The sequence below is a fragment of the bacterium genome (genome assembly GCA_035528375.1).
Taxonomy (GTDB): Bacteria; RBG-13-66-14; RBG-13-66-14; order RBG-13-66-14; family RBG-13-66-14; genus RBG-13-66-14.
Window position 1 is genome coordinate 1 of sequence record DATKYS010000143.1, and the last position, 14,354, is coordinate 14,354.

The following is a 14,354-nucleotide window of genomic DNA, read 5'->3' on the forward strand; positions in this document are numbered from 1 at the left end:
CGTCGTCGGAGTGTTCGGGATCGGCGGACCGGGGTATGCCGTCGGGGCCGTCGTTGTCGTAATCGGCGAAGTTGATCCGGGGGTCCGCGGCCACCAGGGCGTAGCGCACCATCCCCTGGGAGTTGCGCGGGTAGTCGCCGAAACCGTACTCCCCGTCGGTGAAGAAGCCGTAATCCAGGTCCTCGTCGGTGGGATCGTAGGTTCCGCTGACCCGGATCCAGGCCGAATCTATGTCGGTTTCCTCGTCGCCCACGATCCGCACCCGGCTGCCGGTCACCTCGTCCCAGTAGTCGGTGAAGGTGCCCGGCTCCTGGTTGCGGCGGAAAATTATCTTCCCGTACTCCAGCGGCGGGTGGATGTCCTTGTCCGCCGGCCGGTCGTCGAAATCCACCAACAGGACGAGGGGCCGGACGGTGAGGTTGGACGCGGGGGGAACCGGGGAGGGCCGGTCCACGCCGTCGGGGCGCTCCGGCTCGGCGAAGGTGTACGGCTGGGTGAGCCCGTAGTATTCGTAGAGCTCCGCCGGCATGCCGGGCATGGCCCAGGATGCGCAGAAGAAGAGGAGCAGGAGGAGGGTTACCCGCAACGGAGCCTCCGGCGTCGGATGCACGGTGTCAATATAGCAAAAAGGGGACCCCGGCGCCAGCCTCGGGTCCGGAGAGGAGGTGACCGGTTTCCCGGACGGCGGCGGATGGGGACCGCCGGCCTGCAGGGACAAGGACCGCGTCGCCATCCATCCAGCCATTGCAGGTTTACACACCTCGGGCACGTTTTCTCCGTTGTATCAAATCAGGTACAATACAGAGTCGTGAATGCGGCCGAGGGGAAAACGGCGCGGGACGGCGAACGGGTGTCAAAGACCACTATTGCCATAGGCCGCTGGACGGCCCAGATTCTCGTCGGCATCCTCGCCGGGGTGGCGACCCTCGTCGTCGTCGCCACCGGAGTCTTCCGTCTCCTCTACCCCGAGGAGAAGCTCAAGGGGCTGGTGCTGGGGCTGGTCAACGAAAGCCTCCAGGGCGAGGTGTCCGTCGGCCCCGTGTTCATCTCGCCCCTGACCGGCCTGGTGGTGCGGGACCTCGTGATCCTCTCCAGCGAGGAGTTCGACCGTGCGCCGGCCGTGCGGCTCGACGAGTTCGTCCTCCACTACGATCTGGGGAAGCTCCTCATCGACAACCGGATAAGCCTGGACGTGGTCGAGGCCCGGGGCGTGAAAGTCAACCTGATCGAGATTCCAGGCCTGGGCTGGAACGTCGAGCACCTGGTCGCGCCCAGCGAAGAGGAGAAACCGCCCTTCACCTGGGACTCCCTTCCGGTGGACGTCCGGCTCAGGCGCCTGTCCGTCCAGGAGCTGGACGTCACGGTCTCGGACGACATCGCGGCCAGCCTCGGGGGCCTGTCGCTAATCCTAGACGGGTTCGACACCGGGAATCCCGGCCCCGTGTGCCTGAATATCAGGAAAGAGCCAGGTCCCGCGAGCCTGCGCCTGGGCCCGGCGGGAAACCCCTCAGCCGCGGGGCGCATAGATGAGCTGAGCCTGAACCTGGACCTCACCGTCCCCGGTGACCCGCTCGAGGCCACGGCGGTCTCGGGCGGTTTCTACGTCGCCGCCTCGGGGATAAACATCTCCGCCCCCCTGGAGTTCGCCCCCGCGGGGGAGCTCGTCCTGCGGGGCGCCTTCGACGCCGACCTGACGGCGCTGGGCGTCAACCTCACCGGGGGACGGCTGACCCTGGGCGACTACCTCGCCCTGGGGCTGGAGGTGACGGCGACGCTGAGCGGAGAGCCCCGGGCGGTCGTGAAGCTCGATCTGGAGAAGGCCGAGCTGGGTCCCCTGGTCCGGGACCTTTCCACCATTCTGCCGAATATCGGGGCCGCGGGCGGTGTCTCCGGCACGGTGGGCCTGGACGTGCGCCTGGACGAGTCCTTCGCGCCCCGGTGGGCCGGCGTCGAGGCCGAGCTCGACCTCGCCCAAGTCGAGGGCGGGATGGCGCTCCCCACCGGGCCGGCCCGCGTGGTGGGCCTGAACGGCAAAGTCGTCCTGCACACCGAAGTGGAACTCGACGACCCGAGACCCGTGGTGGACCTGGCGGCGGACCTCTCCATCCTGAGCGCCGAGCAGGGACCCTACTCGGCGGGCGACCTGGCGCTCTCCGCGAACGGAACGGTGGACCTGACCGGCCTTTCCGCCACGGGGCTCGAGGTGGATTTCAGGGCCGGTCACCTGTCGAGCCTGGGTGAGCCCGGTCCCCTCCTGGCGACAGACCTCGCCGTCAGCGGGACGTTTTCCGCCGATCTGACGAGGGGCAGCTTCACCGCCGAGGGGCTGCGGTTGAATCTGGGGACGGTGCGATTGGCGGGCGCGGGGCTTCCCGGCCCCGTGTCGCTCGACGACGTTTCCCTCGAAGGATCGCTGGCGGCCGATCTGAAGGGCGGAAACGTCACCCTCGTAGGGATGAAGGTGGACCTGGGCGACGCGCTCCACTGGCGCGGCGACGCCAGGGTGAACGACTTCGGCCGGGGGGGAGCCTCCGTCAGGTTCGACGAGTTCGTGATAAATCTCGACCGGGCGCTCGGCCTGATCCCGCCCGGGATGGTCGAGCTGCCGCCGGTGAAGCCCGTCGGAACAGCCCGCATCCGGGGATGGGTCGAGGTGGCGCCGGGCGCGCTGGACGACCCCGACCCCCTGACCCTGGCCCGCTCGCTCCGGACTCACCTCGCCCTCGAGCTGACCGACGTCTCGATCGGCCTCCCCCAGGGGGGTGCCGACGGCATCAACGCCGACCTCGCCCTCGATTTCGACTCCGGCGACGGGGACCTGGAGCTGGACGCCACCGTCGCCGATGTCGTTCTCACCGACCTGCCCGTGCCCGTGCAGGGGGTGACACTGGTTTTCAAGGGCCGCCTGAGGGGACTGGAAGAAATCCAGTTGGAAAAAATCGAGGCCGGAGTTGACTCGCTGGACTTCAGCCTCACCGGAAACGGGGCGGTCTCCGACCTTTTCGGGACGCCCACCGCGGCTCTCGACCTGCAGGGGAGGGTGGGACGGATCGGGGAGCCCATGAAGGCCTGCGCGGGGATGGTTGACGTGGAAGGCCAGGTGGGGCTGGAGCTCGCCCTGCGCGGTCCGGTGCAGGGACCGAAACCGATGCGGATCACCGGGCGGCTCCGGTTCCACCAGATAAACTTCAGGCAGGGGGGCGTCCTCTCCGTCACCGGCATCGAGGGGGAGCTGCCGATTGACAACAAGGTCGTCCTCAGCGCGCCCCTCCCGCTGCCCGGGAGGACCGAGGAACACCCGTCACCCTTCGGCGAGCGCCGGTACGAGCTCCTGGCCCCCTTCACCCCGCCCCCCGATCTGACCATCGGCGAGGTCCGCATCGCCGGGGGGCAGATGCCCGAGATGCGGGCGAACGACCTCGAGCTCACCTGGGGCGTCACCGGCGGCGGGTTGCACATCTGGCGCCTGGCGGCAAAGGCTCTGGGCGGCAGCCTGGTGGGCAGGCTCAACATCCTGTTGACCGACGTGGTCCCGAGCTTCAGCCTCCAGCTCGAGTTCAGCGACGTGAACGTGGGCTACCTCATCGAGGGCGTCGAGCCGACGGAAGGCGCGGAGATCAACGGAGACCTCCGCCTGAGCGGGAGCGGCGCGGATTTATCCGACATCATCACCCGGTTCGACGTGGAGGGGTCCGTCAACATCACCCGGATCGGCAAAGAGGTGCTGGATAAGATGCTCCTCTTCCTGGACCCCGAGGGCACCAATCCCTCGATCACCCAGGTCCGCGGCCTGTTGGGCGGGTTTCAGAAGCAGCCGGACCTGGTCACGATGGACCTGAAGAACCAGCGCATGACGATGAAAATCCGCGTCGTGGACACCGGCTTTTCGCTGCTCTCCCTTTTCACCAGTTTCATCAATCTCTCCGAGTTCACCATCCCCCGCATCCCCATCGCCGACATCATGCGCCGCTACATGCTTCCCGAAACCCAGGGCACAGGTGTGGACATCTACGACTGATGAATGAGACGAGGGGTTTAAACCCCTTGCCTTCTACTGATCGCTCCGCATTCAAAGCGCTCCGCCATCCCGACGGCAGGTGTCAGATATGACCGAAAAACCCCTCACCGAGACCCAGATGCGGATTCTGGGCGCCGCCCGGGGGCTCCTGGAGCACCGGTCGGTGGGCGAGCTCCGGATGCGCGACATCGCCCGGGCCGGCGGTCTGGCGCCCGCGTCGGTGTACGACCATTTCCGGGGCAAGGACGACCTCCTCCGGGCGCTGTGGCAGCTCGAGGCGGCCGATCTGGCCCGGCGCTTCGAGCGGGCCCTCGAGACCGCGGCCGATGGGGTGGAAGGCATGGTGGCCTTCGGCTACGCCGTTTTCAGCGATTTCGCCGGTTACGCCGGGAGCCGGGCGCGTACCGTCGAGTTCCTCCTGGACTCCCGCTTCGGCGGTACGGCCAAGGACGCCCTGGTCCGGGGGCACCACCAACTCCGCGCGCTGCTGGTGAGCGCCCTCCAGCGGACCTTTCCCGGCATACCGCTCCGGCGGGCCAAGGCGCTTTCCGATCTGACGCTGGCCGTCACCTCGGGGCTGGCCCTGGCCCACCTCTACGGCGGGAACGAGCTGGACCCCGATGTGCTCTTCGGGCAGTGGCTCGAGCTCCTCGAATTGTCGGTGACGCACCTGAAGGATTGATACCGATCGAGGATTAAAAAACCGACCCCCCGGGTCGGTTGGCGTTTTTAAAAAAACGGGGACCGTCAGGCCTTCCGGCGGGAGTCCAGGTTTTTCCTCGCCCCGTCGCCGCCGGGGAAGGAGCGGAAGAACTCGTCGAGAATCCCGCAGACGTACCGGTCGCACTCGGCGCAGGTCGGCACGCCCCTTTCCAGAGCGCAGGACCGAATCCGGCAATCCTCGAAGGAGCACCCCGGCGCGTCCGACGGCCCGGCGAAGCAGCCGCCGCAGGGAATCGTCCCCGCCCCGTAGTCCTTCCCGCCGACGGCCAGGGAAGGGCAGGCGTCGCAGTCCAGACCGCAGAATCCGCCGCGCTCCAGCATGAATCACCGTCCCCCGCCCAGAATCGCACCGATCAACGATGGCTGCGATACGGCGTCATTCTTATCACCGCCCCCGCCCGGAGCCGCGCCGCCGCGGAAACTAACCCTTCCGGCGGGCATCCAGGTTGGCCTGGGCCTCGGGGGCAACCGCGAAGAATTCGGCGAGCCGGTCGCAGGCGTAGTCGGGGCACTCGGCGCAGGTGTCCACGCCTCTTTGTAACGCGCAGGCCCGAATGCCGCACTCGTGGGCGTGGCAACCCGTGGGCTCCGGGGGCCGGGCAAAGCAGCCGGCGCAGGGGATGCTCTCGGGCGGAATGTCCGCCCCGTACATCTTCGACCATTCGGCGGCGACCGCCGCCAGAGCCGCCTCGTCCCCCTTGCGGGTGGCCAGGAGGGCGGGGCAGGTGTCGCAGTCTATTCCGCAGAAACCTCCGGTTTCGAGCATCACCCTCCCCCTAATGTTGGCTCCACAGGCCGATGACGTTTCCCTCGGTGTCGGCGAAATAGGCGTAGTAGCCGAAGCCCTCACCGATGTGGGTCCTGGGGGTGACGGTTTTACCCCCGGCCCGTTCCACCTCGCCCAGCTTGGCGGTGATGTCCGCCACCTCGACGTAGATGACCGGCGCGACGATTTTCGTGTCCAGGCCGCCGGTGATGCTGTTCGGGGGGCGGAACATGTGGTAACCTTGGCTGACTTCCGTCTTCCACCCGAATACGTCCCGGTAGAAGGGGGCGAGCTTTGCGGGGTTCTTCGTCGGGATATCGAAATGGCAAACGCCGTGCATTTTGTTACCTCCCTGAACGCCGCCCGAAGCGCCCGCTACTCCTTCTTCAGCGCCTCACGCGGGGCGCCGCACTTGGGGCAGACCTTCGGGCAGCAGCGCACGTCCTCGGTCTCGTGACCGCATTTGCCGCAGATGAATACCGCCACGGTTCCTGCTCGGAAAAGGGATTTCTGACACCCCCCAGAATAACCCTTTTTCGACGGGCCCGCAAGGGCGGTCCCGGGCCACCGGAGGGTTGACTAGCAAAACCCCCTTGACTATACTCACCCAGCCGTGTCTGCGACAGCGCAGCCGTAGCTCACCACCGGTGCCGGGGTGGCGGAACTGGCAGACGCGCATGGTTGAGGGCCATGTGGGGGAAACCCTGTAGGAGTTCAAGTCTCCTTCCCGGCACCAACCGACCACCGGATTCACCGACAACGGGTCGGCCGGAATCGTCCGGCTCCCCGGGCGAAGAGCCGGTAGGATTCTTTCATTTCCACCCCCAGCCGGGAACGACCAGGTTCGGCATGCCGCTCTTTAAGACCGAGGCCCTCGTCTTGGCGGCCCGCCCCCTGGGCGACACGGAAAAAATAGTCACCCTCCTCACGCCGAAGCTGGGGGTCATCCGCGCCGTGGCCAAGGGGGCCCGCCGGCCCAAGAGCCGTCTGGCCGGCGGCACGGTGGCCTACCGGGTCATCGAGGCTCTCGTTTACCGGAAGGAGGGCCGCGAGCTCGACTTCCTCTCCGAGGCGCACGTTCTTTCGGGCGCCCCCCGCATCGGGAGCGACTGGCGGCTCTTCCTCCACGCCGGCACACTGGCCGAGGTGGCCCTGGCCGCGGGCGAGGATTGCTACCAGCTCCTGCGGACCGCGCTCGAACTGCTCGAGGGCGGCATAGACCCCCGCCCGGCATCACTGTTCTTTTTCAAGAGCCTGCTAAAGGCCCAGGGGCTGTGGCCCGATTTCTCCCGTTGCGCCGCCTGCGACGACAACCTGACCGGCGGGGCGGCGGTGGACGTGGCGGGCGGCCGCGTTTTGTGCCGCGGGCACCGGCGTGAGGGGCACCTGCCGCTCAACGCGGGCGGCGTCCGGCTCCTCGAAGGGATAGAGCGCCGGGCGGTTCTCAAGGGCCGCCACGACGCCGACGTTCTCTCGGGCGCGCTCAGGGTCTCGCTTTCGCTGATCGAATACCACTTCGATCTCCGGCTGCGCTCCACGGATCTTTTAACGGGCGCCGAAGGTCTCCTCGGACGGACGGCCGAGGTTCGACGCTGAAGGGGGAAATTTATGAAAGTCGGCATCAACGGGTTCGGGCGGATCGGGCGCACGCTCCTGCGCTACGCCCGGGGCCGGTACGATTACCAGATAGTCGCCATAAACGACATCACCGACCCCGGTACGCTGGCGCACCTGTTGAAGCACGATTCGATCCACGGCACCTACTCCGCCGACGTTTCGATAGACGGGGATTATCTGGTGGTGGACGGCGACCGGATCCGGGTGCTCTCGGAGCGGGACCCGGCGAAACTGCCCTGGCGCGAGTTGGGCGTGGACGTGGTGCTGGAATCCACCGGCCTCTTCCGCGACCGGGCCGGGGCCGGTAAACACCTCCAGGCCGGCGCCAAAAAGGTCGTCATCAGCGCCCCCGGCAAGGAACCGGACATCACCGTCGTCCTCGGCGTCAACTTCGACGCCTACGACCCCAAAAAGCACCACATCATCTCCAACGCGAGCTGCACCACCAACTGCCTGGCCCCCGTGGCCAAGGTGCTCCACGAGTCCTTCGGGATCGAGCACGGCCTGATGACCACCATCCATTCCTACACCAACGACCAGCGCATCCTCGACCTGCCGCACAAGGACCTGCGGCGGGCGCGGGCGGCGGCGATGAACATGATCCCCACCACCACCGGCGCCGCCAATGCGGTGGGCCTGGTTCTGCCCGATCTGGCCGGGAAGCTCGACGGCATCTCCGTCCGGGTTCCCACCCCCGACGTGTCGTTGGTGGACCTCGTCGTTTGTTTGAAGCGCGAGGCCACGGCCGACGAGATAAACGGCGCGGTCAGGGCGGCCGCACAGGGCCCCCTCAAGGGCATCCTCGTTTACTGCGAGGAGCCCCTCGTCTCCAGCGATTTCATCGGCAACCCCGCCAGCTCCATCTTCGACGCCGAATACACCAAGAGCTACGGCACCTTCGCCAAGGTCCTGAGCTGGTACGATAACGAGTGGGGCTACTCCTGCCGCACCGCCGATCTGATCGCCAAGCTCTTCTAGGCGGAATGGTATTCTGGCGGGAATGGCTGAGGGGGGCCTTTCGGTTCCTCTTCGGGTGGCCGGCGCGGCTCCTGGCCGGGCTGAAGGTCTCGCCGTCGGCCCTGACGCTCTGCGGCCTTCTGGCGAGCCTGGGCGCCGGATTCCTCTTCGCCCTGGGCGCTCTCCCGGGCGCCGCATGGCTTCTGTTGCTCGCCGGATTCTTCGACATGACCGACGGGCAGGTGGCCCGGCTGCGCGGTCTGGAATCCAAGCGCGGGGCCTACCTGGACAGCTTCACCGACCGCTGGGCGGACGGGGCGGTCCTGGCGGGCGTCGCGTACCTCACGGCCCAGCGGGGGGATTTACTCTATCTGGCGTTCACCCTGGCGGCCCTGGTCGGCTCGCTCACCGTCAGCTACGCCAAGGCCCGCGCCGAGAGCCTCGCCCTGGAGTGCAGGGTCGGGTTCTGGGAGCGACCGGAGCGGATGGTGCTCCTTTTGATCGGCGGGTTCGCGGGTTATACTGTGCTCAAGATTTGTGTTATTATCCTCGCGGTGGGGACATTCTGCACCGCCATCCGCCGCCTCGCGTACACCCTGGCGAGGCTGTCGGAGACCGACGCGAAGGGCGGGGAGTGATCCCGGTTTAGTGTACCTTTTTATCGCAGCACAAGGGGGTGCGCCCTGATGGCCGGCGAGGTCAGAGTTGCCGTTGTCGGGGTGGGCAATTGCGCCAGCTCCCTCATCCAGGGCGTCTGGTTCTACCGGGAAGCGTTGGACGACGCGCTGGTGCCGGGCCTGATGCACGTCAACCTGGGCGGATACCACGTCCGGGACATCCGCTTCGTCGCCGCCTTCGACGTGAACGCCGACAAGGTCGGCCGCGACCTCTCCGAGGCCATCTTCGCCCCGCCCAACAACACCTTCCGCTTCACCGACCCCCCCACCCTGGGAACCCAGGTCCAGCAAGGCCCCCTCCTCGACGGCATCGGGAAGTACCTCCGCGACATCGTCCCCCTGGCCACGGGCGAGCCGGTGGACGTCGCCGCGACGCTGAGGGAATCGGGCGCCGAAATTTTGCTCAACTACCTCCCCGTGGGCAGCGAGAAGGCCACCCGCTTCTACATCAACGAGGCCCTGAAGGCCGACGTGGCCGTCGTCAACTGCGTGCCGGTATTCATCGCCTCCACCGGCGAGTGGCACACACGCTTCGCCTCCAAGGGGCTCCCCCTCATCGGCGACGACGTGAAGAGCCAGGTCGGGGCCACCATCATCCACCGCATCCTGGCCAAGCTCTTCGAGGACCGCGGGGTGTTGCTCAAGCGTACCAGCCAGCTCAACGTCGGGGGCAACTCCGATTTCCTCAACATGCTCGAGCGGGAGCGCCTCGAGAGCAAGCGCATCTCCAAGACCCAGTCGGTGACCAGCAACATCTCCCAACACCCCGGCGACGACAACATCCACATCGGCCCCTCGGACTACGTCCCCTGGCTCAAGGACCGGAAGTGGGCCCACATCCGCCTCGAGGGCGAGGCCTTCGGCTCGGTGCCCCTCAACCTGGAGCTCAAGCTGGAGGTCTGGGATTCGCCCAATTCCGCCGGCGTGGTCATTGACGCCGTCCGCTGCGCCAAGCTGGCCCTGGACGCCGGTGTGGGAGGCGTCCTGGAAGGACCGTCTGCCTACTTTATGAAGTCGCCACCAGCGCAGCACTCCGACGACGTTGCTCGGAACATGGTCGAGGAGTTCATCGCGACGTACGCGAAGTCGAAGTCGAAACCGGCCAAGCCCTCCGCCAAGGCCGGCGTCCCGACCAAGACCCGTTGAGCGGCACCCGGTCGCTGCCCGGGCACTGCGTGAACCATACCGATCGCCCCGCCGTCGCCGGATGCCGGCACTGCGGGGATTTTCTGTGCGCCGAGTGCGTCTCGGCGGGCGTAGACGGGGTATGCGCGGTCTGCGCGGGGGCGGGCAGCGATAACCCGGCGGCCCTCTGGGAACGCAGGAGGAGCGCGGGCGGTTTCTTTAAAATATTCTGGGGCGTTCTCCACGGGCCGGAAAAATTCTTCGGCGGAATGCCGCACGGGCGGGGCGCCTGGTACGCCTACCTCTACGCCGGAATCATTCTTCTCGTATCGGCGCTTTTGACTACCGGGATGACCTGGCTCGTCGGGGGCGGGCCCTTCCCCTGGTACGTCGCGCTCAACGCGCCGGGGCTGGCCGGGCTCCTCCTCCTCGACGCCGCCGCCCTCTTCGGCCTGGGGCGGCTGTACCAGCGCAGGCTCTCCTTCCGGGACATCCTGCGCGTCGCGGCCTACGGCGCCACGGCCTACATCGTCCTTTTCATCCCCGTCTTCGGACCGCTCCTGGTTCTGGCCCTGAGCCTGGTCTACCTGACCCTGGGGGCCCACCGCGGCCTGCACCTGGGCGTCGCCCAGTCGCTATCCCTGGCCCTGCTGCCGGTCCTCATCCGCCTCGGCGCGGTCTGGATCATCTACGGCGACCGCTTCTGGGAGCTCGTCGCCGGCTAAGGCGCGCCTTTTAAGGCGAGCCTTTTGACCCTGGTCTCGGGAACGATTATCTCCTATAATAGGGATGTGGACGCCCGGGAGGTTCTGATGAAAACCCGCTGGTTGATTTTTGTGGTACTGCTGACGGCGGTGGCCGCGATGGCCGCCGAAGAGGACGCCGGAACGGCCTGCTTTCCCTTCCTTCGGCTCGGGGTCGGGGCGCGGTCCCTGGCGCTCGGGGAAGCCTTCGTCGCCGACGCCCGGGATGCCGAGGCCGCGGTTCTCAACCCGGCGCTTTTATCGAAGAACCGCCGCCACGCCGTCACCTTCACCCACGACGAGTACCTGGCCGACCTCACCTTCGAGTTCGGCGCCTACGCCTTCCCTGTGGCAGGGGGCGAGGCCGGGAGCATCGCCGTCGCTGCCCGCTACATCTCCTACGGCACCCTGCAGGGCTACGATGAGTACGGCGTGCCAACGGCGGAGTTTCCCGCGGCGGACCTGGCGGCCGGCGTGTCCTACGGGATCGAGCTCTTCCAGGGCTTCGGCGCCGGGGCGACGGTGAACTACATCTACTCGCGCATTGACGACGTCAACACCTCGACCGTCGCCTTCGACCTGGGGCTCTCGTACCAGCCCCTGAACGCCCTCCGCCTCGGTTTCACCGCCGCCAACCTCGGGCCCGACGTCAAGTACGTGAGCCTGGAGAGCCCTCTCCCCGTCACGCTGCGCCTGGGCGCCGCCGGAGACGTCCTCGACCTGCCCCGGCACCGGGTCACCCTCTTCGCCGACGGGGTCTATCCCGTTTACGCCAAACCCTACGGGGCCTTCGGCCTCGAGTACACCATGTTCGACCTGGTGAGCTTCCGGGGCGGTTACCGGCTGGGGCACGACACGGCCACCTTCTCCTTCGGCGTCGGCTTCCAGTTCGCCCTGTGGGAATCGGTGCTCTTGAATCTGGACTACGCCTACGCAGACTACGGCGACCTCGACGCCACCCATCTCTTCACATTGGGGCTCTTAATCTAGCCCGAGGAAATGACATGAAACGCTCAATGCTTCTCGCCTTCCTGACGCCGCTCGCGGCGATTCTCCTCGCCCTCGGTTGCGACACCCCCGCCGACGGCGGACAACATCAACCCCCGGTCAATACCACGGAATACGTGGCCGACAAGATGAACGACCGCATCGTCATGCTGGACTCCGAGGGGAACACCGCGGGTTTCTACGAGTTCGTCACCCGGCCCACCGACGTGTCCCTCTTCCCCGGGGTGGACGCCCTGTGGATTGCCGACTATTCGGGGGACCGGGTGGTCAGGCTCGACCTGGACCTGGGCTTCGTCGCCGCCACCGAGGACGGCCTGTTGAACGACCCCATCGCCGTGTCTGTCACCGCGGACAAGGAGTGCTGGGTTGCCGACCGGGTCAACCACGCCTTCGTGCGCCTCAGCTCCTGGGCCGGAGAGCTGGGCCGCGTGACGGTGGACGGACCCACCCGCTGCGTGGCCTGGGACGAGGCGAACGGCTACTGCTGGTGCGCCGACGAGGACGGAAACCTCTACGCCTTCGACGCCGACCTCACCGGCGACGGAACCTCCGCCGACGCACGGGTCACCGTCACCGGTCTGGGCGTCGTTCGCGGCCTGGCGGTGGATCCGGACGGGGACCGCGTCTGGTTCAGCGACAGTGCGGGCGACCGCGTCTTCTGCCTGGATTCCGACGGCGGCATTTCCTTCACCGCCACCGACATCGAAGACCCCCGGGGGCTGTCCCTGGACTCCGACGGCGACTGCTGGGTCGCGGCGCGGGGAGGGTCGGTGCTGCTCCTCGACGCCGGGGACGGGGCGGTGCTGGAGAGCTACGAGGACCTGAACGGGCCGGTGGACGTCTCAGCCGAGCCGGGCGGCGGGGTCTGGGTGGTGGAGGAAACAGGGGGCAAGGCGAAGCTCCTCCGGGACGGCGACACCGTCCTGACCGCGGAGGGGTTCTCCTCCCCGGCGGCCGTCGTGGTGTACGACCCCAAGCTCTGGTAGGGAGAAACCAGCCCGGGCGCCGCAGTTTTTAACGAGATTGACCCGTTTTCGGCAACGGTCGTTGCCGTTAGGCAAGGGGTTTAAACCCCTTGTCTGGGATTGAGATGAAGCTAAAAAAAAAGGTCTCCGTAGCGGCGGTCCTCATCGGCGCCTTCCTCGCCGTCGGTTGCACCGGCCCGACCGGGGGCGAAGGCTTAAATCCGGCCGACGTGAACGACTGGGTCTACCAGCTCGTGGACGTGGACCTCGGAGAGCTCGGCGCCAGCGCCTTCGACCTGGTGGTGATGGATTACTCCTCCGACGGCACCGAGACCGGCGAATGGACGGCGGCGGAGATAGACGGGCTGCGCGACCGCGGCGGGGACCAGCCCAAGATAGCCCTGGCCTACCTCTCCATCGGCGAGGCCGAGGATTACCGCTGGTACTGGCAACCGGACTGGGAGCCGGGGAACCCCGACTGGCTGGGAGACGAGAACCCCGACTGGCCGGGTAACTACCTGGTGCGCTTCTGGGACCCCCAGTGGCAGGCCATCGTCTACGCCTACCTGGATAAAATCATCGCTCAGGGCTTCGACGGCGTGTACCTGGACAAGCTGGACTCCTGCTGGGACCTGGAGGACGAGCGGGAGAGCGCGCCGGCGGACATGGTCGCCTTCGCGAAGGCCATCTCCGACTACGGCGAATCGAAGCACAACGACTTCGTCTGCATCGTCCAGAACGCCGCCGCCCTGGCCGACGAATTCCCCGAGCACCCGACCAACGTGGACGGCATCGGGCAGGAGGAGCTCTTCTTCTTCGCCACCGACGACCCCCGTCCGGAGGAATCGGGCGACGACGAGGGCCGCCTCGAGCTGGAGGGCTACCTCGACCTCTTCCTGGACGCGGGCGGAATAGTGCTTACCGTGGACTACTGCGACGACCCGACCAACGTGGACTGCGTCTACCAGAGATCGGGCGGCCGAGGGTACGTGCCCTACTGCACCACGGTGGAGCTGGACGAGCTGCGGGTCAACCCCGGCCACGAGCCGGACTGATGCGCGTCATAGACATCACTCGCCCGCTGGAAGGCGCGGTCCCCTGGCCCGGCGAGAGGGGCCTGGAACGCGCTCTCACCAAAACACACGCCCGCGACGGCTGGGAGACCTCGGAGCTTCACCTATGTAGCCACCTGGGCACCCACGTGGACGCCCCGGCCCATCTTTTTCCCGACGGGAAACGCCTAGGGCGGCTGACCCTCGACCCCTTCGTCGGACCGGCGCTCGTGGTGGACTGCGGCGACGCGAGGGTGGTCGGCCCCGAAGCCCTGCCGATTGAAAAGATAAAAACCGGCGACCGGATCCTGTTGAAAACCGCCAACTCCGCCCGCCGGGGGGGCGGATTCTTCGAGGATTTTTGTTACCCCGGCGGGGACGCCGTCCGGCTCCTCGTCGAGCGTGGGATAAGCCTGTTGGGCGTGGACGGGCCCAGCGTGGACGGCTTCGAGAAAGAACCGGTGGTCCACCGCTTGCTCTTCGAAAGGGACATCCCCGCCCTGGAGGGGCTGGACCTCTCGGACGTCGCGCCGGGTCGGTACACCCTGGTCTGCCTGCCGCTCAAAATAGAGGAAGCTGAGGGCGCCCCCTGCCGGGCGGTGCTGCTGGAAGGTTGACCACCAACGCACACTAAAATGTAGGGCGGGGACTTCAGTCCCCGCCGTTTTTCAAAGGTAGCCCTCACCCTTAATCCCTCTCCCAC

At 67.0% G+C, this 14,354-nt stretch carries 16 protein-coding genes and 1 tRNA gene; 12 read left to right on the forward strand and 5 right to left on the reverse strand.

The annotated features are described in order from the left end of the window. Positions 1–586: hypothetical protein (locus VM054_11995; protein ID HUT99780.1), on the reverse strand; the 586-nt coding region annotated here is incomplete at its 3' end. A 264-nt stretch (positions 587–850) separates the two neighbouring features. Here VM054_11995 and VM054_12000 point away from each other — a divergent pair. Both VM054_12000 and VM054_12005 read left to right on the forward strand, forming a co-directional pair. Then, entirely contained in the window at positions 851–4,018 is a 3,168-nt protein-coding gene (locus VM054_12000; protein ID HUT99781.1) for a hypothetical protein, read from the forward strand. A gap of 88 nt (positions 4,019–4,106) precedes the next feature. Further along, entirely contained in the window at positions 4,107–4,700 is a 594-nt protein-coding gene (locus tag VM054_12005) for a helix-turn-helix domain-containing protein (protein HUT99782.1), read from the forward strand. Between the two features lie 65 nt (positions 4,701–4,765). On the opposite strand, the gene VM054_12010 is transcribed toward VM054_12005, so the two are convergent. The 4 genes from VM054_12010 to VM054_12025 all read right to left on the reverse strand — a co-directional run bounded on the left by VM054_12010 (position 4,766) and on the right by VM054_12025 (position 5,993). Further along, positions 4,766–5,062: a DUF3795 domain-containing protein gene (locus VM054_12010; GenBank protein HUT99783.1), complete on the reverse strand. Its 297-nt coding sequence runs from the start codon at positions 5,060–5,062 to the stop codon at positions 4,766–4,768. Positions 5,063–5,162: 100 nt separating this feature from the next. Continuing rightward, the gene (locus tag VM054_12015; protein ID HUT99784.1) at positions 5,163–5,507 is read right to left on the reverse strand and encodes a DUF3795 domain-containing protein; all 345 of its coding nucleotides are present in this window, start codon (positions 5,505–5,507) and stop codon (positions 5,163–5,165) included. 10 nt (positions 5,508–5,517) lie between these two features. Beyond that, positions 5,518–5,847: a VOC family protein gene (locus VM054_12020; protein HUT99785.1), complete on the reverse strand. Its 330-nt coding sequence runs from the start codon at positions 5,845–5,847 to the stop codon at positions 5,518–5,520. A 35-nt stretch (positions 5,848–5,882) separates the two neighbouring features. Further along, the gene (locus tag VM054_12025) at positions 5,883–5,993 is read right to left on the reverse strand and encodes a rubredoxin (GenBank protein HUT99786.1); all 111 of its coding nucleotides are present in this window, start codon (positions 5,991–5,993) and stop codon (positions 5,883–5,885) included. 163 nt (positions 5,994–6,156) lie between these two features. Here VM054_12025 and VM054_12030 point away from each other — a divergent pair. The 10 genes from VM054_12030 (at position 6,157) to VM054_12075 (ending at position 14,268) form a co-directional block, all read left to right on the forward strand. Then, positions 6,157–6,243 (forward strand) — tRNA-Leu (locus VM054_12030). A 113-nt stretch (positions 6,244–6,356) separates the two neighbouring features. After that, the gene (gene recO, locus VM054_12035) at positions 6,357–7,103 is read left to right on the forward strand and encodes a DNA repair protein RecO (GenBank protein ID HUT99787.1); all 747 of its coding nucleotides are present in this window, start codon (positions 6,357–6,359) and stop codon (positions 7,101–7,103) included. Between the two features lie 12 nt (positions 7,104–7,115). Further along, entirely contained in the window at positions 7,116–8,102 is a 987-nt protein-coding gene (gap, locus tag VM054_12040; GenBank protein HUT99788.1) for a type I glyceraldehyde-3-phosphate dehydrogenase, read from the forward strand. A gap of 5 nt (positions 8,103–8,107) precedes the next feature. Then, positions 8,108–8,719 (forward strand): CDP-alcohol phosphatidyltransferase family protein, encoded by a 612-nt coding sequence (locus tag VM054_12045; GenBank protein HUT99789.1) that lies wholly within the window; start codon positions 8,108–8,110, stop codon positions 8,717–8,719. Positions 8,720–8,767: 48 nt separating this feature from the next. Then, a complete protein-coding gene (locus VM054_12050) occupies positions 8,768–9,904 on the forward strand; it encodes an inositol-3-phosphate synthase (GenBank protein ID HUT99790.1) in 1,137 nt (378 codons plus the stop codon). Positions 9,905–9,933: 29 nt separating this feature from the next. Further along, a complete protein-coding gene (locus VM054_12055) occupies positions 9,934–10,608 on the forward strand; it encodes a YIP1 family protein (GenBank protein HUT99791.1) in 675 nt (224 codons plus the stop codon). A gap of 87 nt (positions 10,609–10,695) precedes the next feature. Next, the gene (locus VM054_12060; GenBank protein HUT99792.1) at positions 10,696–11,616 is read left to right on the forward strand and encodes a PorV/PorQ family protein; all 921 of its coding nucleotides are present in this window, start codon (positions 10,696–10,698) and stop codon (positions 11,614–11,616) included. 14 nt (positions 11,617–11,630) lie between these two features. Further along, the gene (locus tag VM054_12065; protein ID HUT99793.1) at positions 11,631–12,620 is read left to right on the forward strand and encodes an SMP-30/gluconolactonase/LRE family protein; all 990 of its coding nucleotides are present in this window, start codon (positions 11,631–11,633) and stop codon (positions 12,618–12,620) included. Between the two features lie 104 nt (positions 12,621–12,724). After that, the gene (locus VM054_12070) at positions 12,725–13,654 is read left to right on the forward strand and encodes an MJ1477/TM1410 family putative glycoside hydrolase (GenBank protein ID HUT99794.1); all 930 of its coding nucleotides are present in this window, start codon (positions 12,725–12,727) and stop codon (positions 13,652–13,654) included. Beyond that, complete coding sequence (locus tag VM054_12075) at positions 13,654–14,268, forward strand: cyclase family protein (GenBank protein ID HUT99795.1); 615 nt, start codon at positions 13,654–13,656, stop codon at positions 14,266–14,268. Before VM054_12070 ends, VM054_12075 begins: the two co-directional genes overlap by 1 nt. Positions 14,269–14,354: the final 86 nt, after the last annotated feature.

What these genes read in the sequence shown, in the direction of transcription:
- VM054_12005 (HUT99782.1), top strand. Translation starts at nt 4,107, where the DNA reads ATGACCGAAAAACCCCTCACCGAGACCCAGATGCGGATTCTGGGCGCC.
- VM054_12050 (HUT99790.1), top strand. Translation starts at nt 8,768, where the DNA reads ATGGCCGGCGAGGTCAGAGTTGCCGTTGTCGGGGTGGGCAATTGCGCC.
- VM054_12070 (HUT99794.1), top strand. Translation starts at nt 12,725, where the DNA reads ATGAAGCTAAAAAAAAAGGTCTCCGTAGCGGCGGTCCTCATCGGCGCC.
- VM054_12060 (HUT99792.1), top strand. Translation starts at nt 10,696, where the DNA reads ATGAAAACCCGCTGGTTGATTTTTGTGGTACTGCTGACGGCGGTGGCC.
- VM054_12065 (HUT99793.1), top strand. Translation starts at nt 11,631, where the DNA reads ATGAAACGCTCAATGCTTCTCGCCTTCCTGACGCCGCTCGCGGCGATT.
- VM054_12075 (HUT99795.1), top strand. Translation starts at nt 13,654, where the DNA reads ATGCGCGTCATAGACATCACTCGCCCGCTGGAAGGCGCGGTCCCCTGG.
- VM054_12020 (HUT99785.1), bottom strand. Translation starts at nt 5,847, where the DNA reads ATGCACGGCGTTTGCCATTTCGATATCCCGACGAAGAACCCCGCAAAG.
- VM054_12045 (HUT99789.1), top strand. Translation starts at nt 8,108, where the DNA reads ATGGTATTCTGGCGGGAATGGCTGAGGGGGGCCTTTCGGTTCCTCTTC.
- recO (HUT99787.1), top strand. Translation starts at nt 6,357, where the DNA reads ATGCCGCTCTTTAAGACCGAGGCCCTCGTCTTGGCGGCCCGCCCCCTG.
- VM054_12015 (HUT99784.1), bottom strand. Translation starts at nt 5,507, where the DNA reads ATGCTCGAAACCGGAGGTTTCTGCGGAATAGACTGCGACACCTGCCCC.
- VM054_12010 (HUT99783.1), bottom strand. Translation starts at nt 5,062, where the DNA reads ATGCTGGAGCGCGGCGGATTCTGCGGTCTGGACTGCGACGCCTGCCCT.
- gap (HUT99788.1), top strand. Translation starts at nt 7,116, where the DNA reads ATGAAAGTCGGCATCAACGGGTTCGGGCGGATCGGGCGCACGCTCCTG.